The organism is Paracoccus sp. (in: a-proteobacteria) (assembly GCF_047973135.1).
Taxonomy (GTDB): Bacteria; Pseudomonadota; Alphaproteobacteria; order Rhodobacterales; family Rhodobacteraceae; genus Paracoccus.
In genome coordinates, this window is the sequence record NZ_JBKEBL010000319.1 from 1 (window position 1) to 4,160 (window position 4,160).

The following is a 4,160-nucleotide window of genomic DNA, read 5'->3' on the forward strand; positions in this document are numbered from 1 at the left end:
ACACGGCACGCGACAATATCATGCTGGCCCTGACCCGCATCAAGCGCATCCCCCGCGCCGAGGCGCGCGCCATCGCCGAGGCGCGTCTGGCCGATGTCGGCCTTCAGGGGCGCGGCGACCATCGCCCGGCCAGCCTGTCGGGCGGCCAGCAACAGCGCGTCGCCATCGCCCGTGCCCTGGCCATGGAACCCGAGATCATGCTGTTCGACGAAGTGACCAGCGCGCTTGACCCGGAACTGGTCAAGGGGGTGCTGAACCTGATGGCAGATCTGGGACGGCGCGGCATGACCATGATGGTCGTCACGCATGAGATGGGCTTTGCCCGGCAGGTCGCCGACCAGATCGTTTTCATGGACGAAGGCAAGATCGTCGAATCCGGCACTCCGGAAGCTCTGTTTACCAACCCCCGAACCGACCGGCTGAAGAAATTCTTCGCCGAGGTACTTTGACCGCTCATATCAGGACATACAGGATGAAAGAAATCTCTTGGGGCATTCTCGGTACGGCGGGGATCGCGAAAAAGGCGATGCTGCCCGCCTTGCAGAATGCCAGGGGCTGCCACCTTTCGGCAATCGCCTCGCGCGATCTGACCCGCGCCGAGCAGGTCGCCCGCCAGTTCGGGATCCCCCGCGCCCATGGCAGTTATGACGCGCTGCTGGCCGATTCCGAGGTCGAGGCGGTTTATATCCCGCTTCCCAACCACCTGCATGTGCCGCTGACCCTTCGGGCGCTTGCGGCGGGCAAGCATGTGCTGTGCGAAAAGCCCCTTGCGCTGACATTGGCCGAGGCGCGGCAGGTGGCAGATGCGGCGCAAGCCGCCGGGCGCGTCGTCGCCGAGGCATTCATGACCCGTCATCATCCGCAATGGCAAAGCGCGCGGGCTTTCGTGCGGGCCGGGCGAATCGGCAGGCTGACGGGCGTGCAGGCGATGTTCAGCTATTCCAACACCGACCCCGAAAATGTCCGCAACCAGAAGGATATAGGCGGCGGAGGGCTTTACGATATCGGCTGCTATGCCATTGACGCCGCCCGGTTCTTTTTCGAGGCCGAGCCTCTTTCCGTTACCTGCACGATGGACCAGGATCCGCGTTTCGGCACCGACCGCCTGACCACCGGTGCGGCGCGGTTTCCGGGCGGCGGGCAGCTTGGTTTTACGGTCTCGACGCAGGGGGCGATGGTGCAGCAACTGACACTGCTGGGAACCGCAGGCTATCTTGTCCTTGACGTGCCGTTCAACTGCCCCGCCGGTCACAATGCCCGTCTGGCCATCGACCGGGGCGACGATCTTCTGGGCGACGGGCGCGAGGTCGTGGTCTGCCCGCCCGCCGATCAGTACCGCCTTCAGGCCGAAGCCTTCGTGAGGGCGGTGACGGAAAACCAGCCCGTGCCCTGCATCCTTGGCAATGCCGCCGCACTGGAGGCGCTGACACGCGCCGCCCAAAGTGGCCAGTGGGAAAGCCTTGCCGATCTCACCGGCCCAGCAGGAGTTGACTGACATGCAAAGTCCAGCCCCGGCCATCGCCACAGCCGTCATCATCGGCGGCGGCATCTTTGGCGTCTCGACCGCCGCGCATCTTGTCCGCATGGGCGTGGCGGTTACGTTGCTGAATAACGGCCCGCTTGGCAATGGCGCATCGGGGCGGTCGCTGGCCTGGCTGAACTCGGCCCGGCGGCGGTCGCGGCCCTATCACCGGCTGCGGCAAGCCGGGATCGAACGTTACCGGGTGCTGGCCGACCGTCATCCCGGCGCGGCCTGGCTGTCCTTCGCAGGAGGGCTGACCTGGGATGCCGAGGATGACGAAAACGACATCGCGGATGTGTTCCGCTATGAACGCGCGCTTGGATACCCGGCCGAGCTGCTGTCGCGCCACGAGGTTGCAGCGCGGGTCGCGGGCGTCGATGCCCAGAAAGTAACCAGCGCCGGTGCGATCTTCAACGCGAACGAGGGCTGGGTGGATCTGCCGTCGCTGATCGGTCTGCTGGCGGATGAAATCACCGGCTCGGGCGGCTGCATCGTCACCGATGCCGGACAGGCCGAACTGCGGATCGCGGATGCGCGCTGCACCGGCGCCTGTGCGGCGGATGGCCGCGTCTTTGCAGGCGATGCGGTGCTGCTGGCGACGGGCGCGGCGGTCCCTGCCACCATGGCAACGCAGGGCATTGCCATCGGCGATGACACCCCCATCGCTCTGCTGGTCGAGACCCATCCTCTGCCCCATCCGTTGCGCGCCGTCCTCAACACCCCGCGCGTCGCGATCCGGCCAACACCCGAGGGGGGGTTTTTCCTTGACTCCGGCTGGTCCGAGGAAGAGGTCGTCCTGCATGAGGATGGCCGTTTCGAGGCCCGTGAATCCACCGTCGCGGGCCTGATCCACGAAGCACGCAATGTTCTTTGCGGCGCGCCCGAACTGACGGTCAAGGCGGTGCATCTGGGCCCCAAACCGATTCCCGGCGATGGCGAGCCGGTCTTTGGCGAATTGCGAAACCTGCCCGGCTGCTTTCTGGCCTTTTCCCATAGCGGTGCCACTCTGGGGCTGATCGCAGGAGAATTGCTTGCCGAGGAAATGGCCCTTGGCCTGCGCCACCCCATGTTCGCCCCGTTCCGCCCGGAACGTTTTGAAGGCTGATAGCGGCGGCCCCGGCGAATGACCATTCCCGCAGGCCGCACAGGCGGATATTGCTGCCCCTGGCACGACGCCAGAACAGCAGACCCGGCCCGGAATCAAGGCGCATCGTCCCCCGTGGTCGTCCGCTGGCCCGTTGTTGTGCCCGTCATCGGGATCGCAAGGAACTCAAGACCGTCGGCATTACTCTATGCCTGACGATTTTCTTTGATTGTGCTGTCAGGCTATAACCATTTGATTTTATGCTGATGCTGCGCCAATTTGATGATCAACCCGGCTTCCGTCAGCTTTGTCCATCGCGCGCGGCATGTCTGCGTTCCGCCAGCGAGGCGATCCGTTGCGTCAGCAGGATCAGGGCGATGGCCGCGAAAAATGCGGCGCTGATCGGGCGGGGCACGAATGTGCTGAAATCGCCGTCCGACAGCATCAGCGTATGGCGGAAATTTTCTTCCATCAGGGGGCCAAGCCATCCTCGGTCAGCACAAGAAAATCGCACATCATCGCTGCGGTCAGCGCGTTGCGTTTCTCGGGTCGGCAGATGGTGATTTCGGCGATTCCCCCGGCTTCCTCGTACCGGATATGCGATCCTGTCATCCCGTGCCCCCTTTCACAGCCCGTTCACGTGCCGGATCAGTTGATCGAAATGCCTGCAGCATCGCGGATTCGGGTGAAGGTGACAAGATCGTCCCCGACCGCCGCATCGGTCCCGGACGGATCGCGATAGGCGGACAGCAGGCCCATCCTCAGCACCTGTTCCCGGCAGGCATCGCTTTCCACCATTTCCTTCAGCGGTGCCGAGATCGTATCGACGACAGCCTTGTCGGTCCCCTCGGGGGCGAAAACCCCGAACCAACCCGACAGAACCAGATCATATCCCTGTTCGGTCGCGGTGGGCACGCCATCAAAGGCCGGGTGCCGTTCGGACGAAAGTGCGACGATGACGTTTATCCGGTCCGAGTCGATCTGCTGGGTGACGGCAGGATCAGCCATGCACCCGATCTCGCCTGACGGGATCGCAGCCACCGCATCGTTGCTGCCCTTTTAGGGGATATGCCTGGCGTCGGTGCCGGTTTCCTGAAGCAGATACTCGGTCGAGAACTGGCCCATGGATCCAATCCCCGCCGAGCAGAACCTGGCATCATGCGTTCCTCCCTGTGGTCGAAGCGGACCGGCGCATCCCGGACCCGGCCACGCTCGACGCCCAAATCAGTGCATGGACCCGAAACCGAAACACCGCAAACGCAAAGGTCAACTGGCAATTCTCAACCGAAGACGCCCGTGTCAAACTCATACATCTCTATCCGCAAGTAAGCTGAAGCAAGGGCCTAGCACTACTTTGGCAGATTTCTCCCGGGGCGCTCTTGGATGAGCTTTTCACAATGAGGGCAGCGTCCTGGTGGCGATCTCGCGAAGGCGTCGAGGATGGCTTGCCTGACGGCTGGCATGGTTGGTTGCGGGGGCGGGCCGGGGATTCTTTTTTCCCGTCCCGCGGCCTTGAGGCGGCGGGATTGCAGGAAGGCGTAGGCGATCATTGTC

The 4,160-nt window shown here is 63.8% G+C and carries 5 protein-coding genes and 1 pseudogene; 3 read left to right on the plus strand and 3 right to left on the minus strand.

All coding sequences use genetic code 11. The features are described 5' to 3' along the window. The 3 genes from ACK5L9_RS22805 to ACK5L9_RS22815 all read left to right on the plus strand — a co-directional run. Positions 1–449: amino acid ABC transporter ATP-binding protein (locus ACK5L9_RS22805; protein ID WP_416913745.1), on the plus strand; the 449-nt coding region annotated here is incomplete at its 5' end. A gap of 23 nt (positions 450–472) precedes the next feature. Next, positions 473–1,495 (plus strand): Gfo/Idh/MocA family protein, encoded by a 1,023-nt coding sequence (locus tag ACK5L9_RS22810; protein ID WP_416913746.1) that lies wholly within the window; start codon positions 473–475, stop codon positions 1,493–1,495. Position 1,496: 1 nt separating this feature from the next. Next, complete coding sequence (locus ACK5L9_RS22815) at positions 1,497–2,627, plus strand: NAD(P)/FAD-dependent oxidoreductase (RefSeq protein WP_416913747.1); 1,131 nt, start codon at positions 1,497–1,499, stop codon at positions 2,625–2,627. A 280-nt stretch (positions 2,628–2,907) separates the two neighbouring features. Here the strand turns inward: ACK5L9_RS22815 and ACK5L9_RS22820 are convergent, their stop codons facing one another. The 3 genes and pseudogenes from ACK5L9_RS22820 to ACK5L9_RS22830 form a co-directional block, all read right to left on the minus strand. Then, the gene (locus tag ACK5L9_RS22820) at positions 2,908–3,078 is read right to left on the minus strand and encodes a hypothetical protein (protein WP_416913748.1); all 171 of its coding nucleotides are present in this window, start codon (positions 3,076–3,078) and stop codon (positions 2,908–2,910) included. After that, complete coding sequence (locus tag ACK5L9_RS22825; protein ID WP_416913749.1) at positions 3,078–3,218, minus strand: hypothetical protein; 141 nt, start codon at positions 3,216–3,218, stop codon at positions 3,078–3,080. Before ACK5L9_RS22825 ends, ACK5L9_RS22820 begins: the two co-directional genes overlap by 1 nt. Positions 3,219–3,254: 36 nt before the next feature. Continuing rightward, a pseudogene (locus ACK5L9_RS22830) lies at positions 3,255–3,653 on the minus strand (tripartite tricarboxylate transporter substrate-binding protein); the annotation flags it as partial. Positions 3,654–4,160 lie beyond the last annotated feature (507 nt).

Excerpts from the sequence above, each read along its gene's own strand:
- ACK5L9_RS22820 (WP_416913748.1), bottom strand. The coding sequence starts at position 3,078 with ATGGAAGAAAATTTCCGCCATACGCTGATGCTGTCGGACGGCGATTTC.
- ACK5L9_RS22815 (WP_416913747.1), top strand. The coding sequence starts at position 1,497 with ATGCAAAGTCCAGCCCCGGCCATCGCCACAGCCGTCATCATCGGCGGC.
- ACK5L9_RS22810 (WP_416913746.1), top strand. The coding sequence starts at position 473 with ATGAAAGAAATCTCTTGGGGCATTCTCGGTACGGCGGGGATCGCGAAA.
- ACK5L9_RS22825 (WP_416913749.1), bottom strand. The coding sequence starts at position 3,218 with ATGACAGGATCGCATATCCGGTACGAGGAAGCCGGGGGAATCGCCGAA.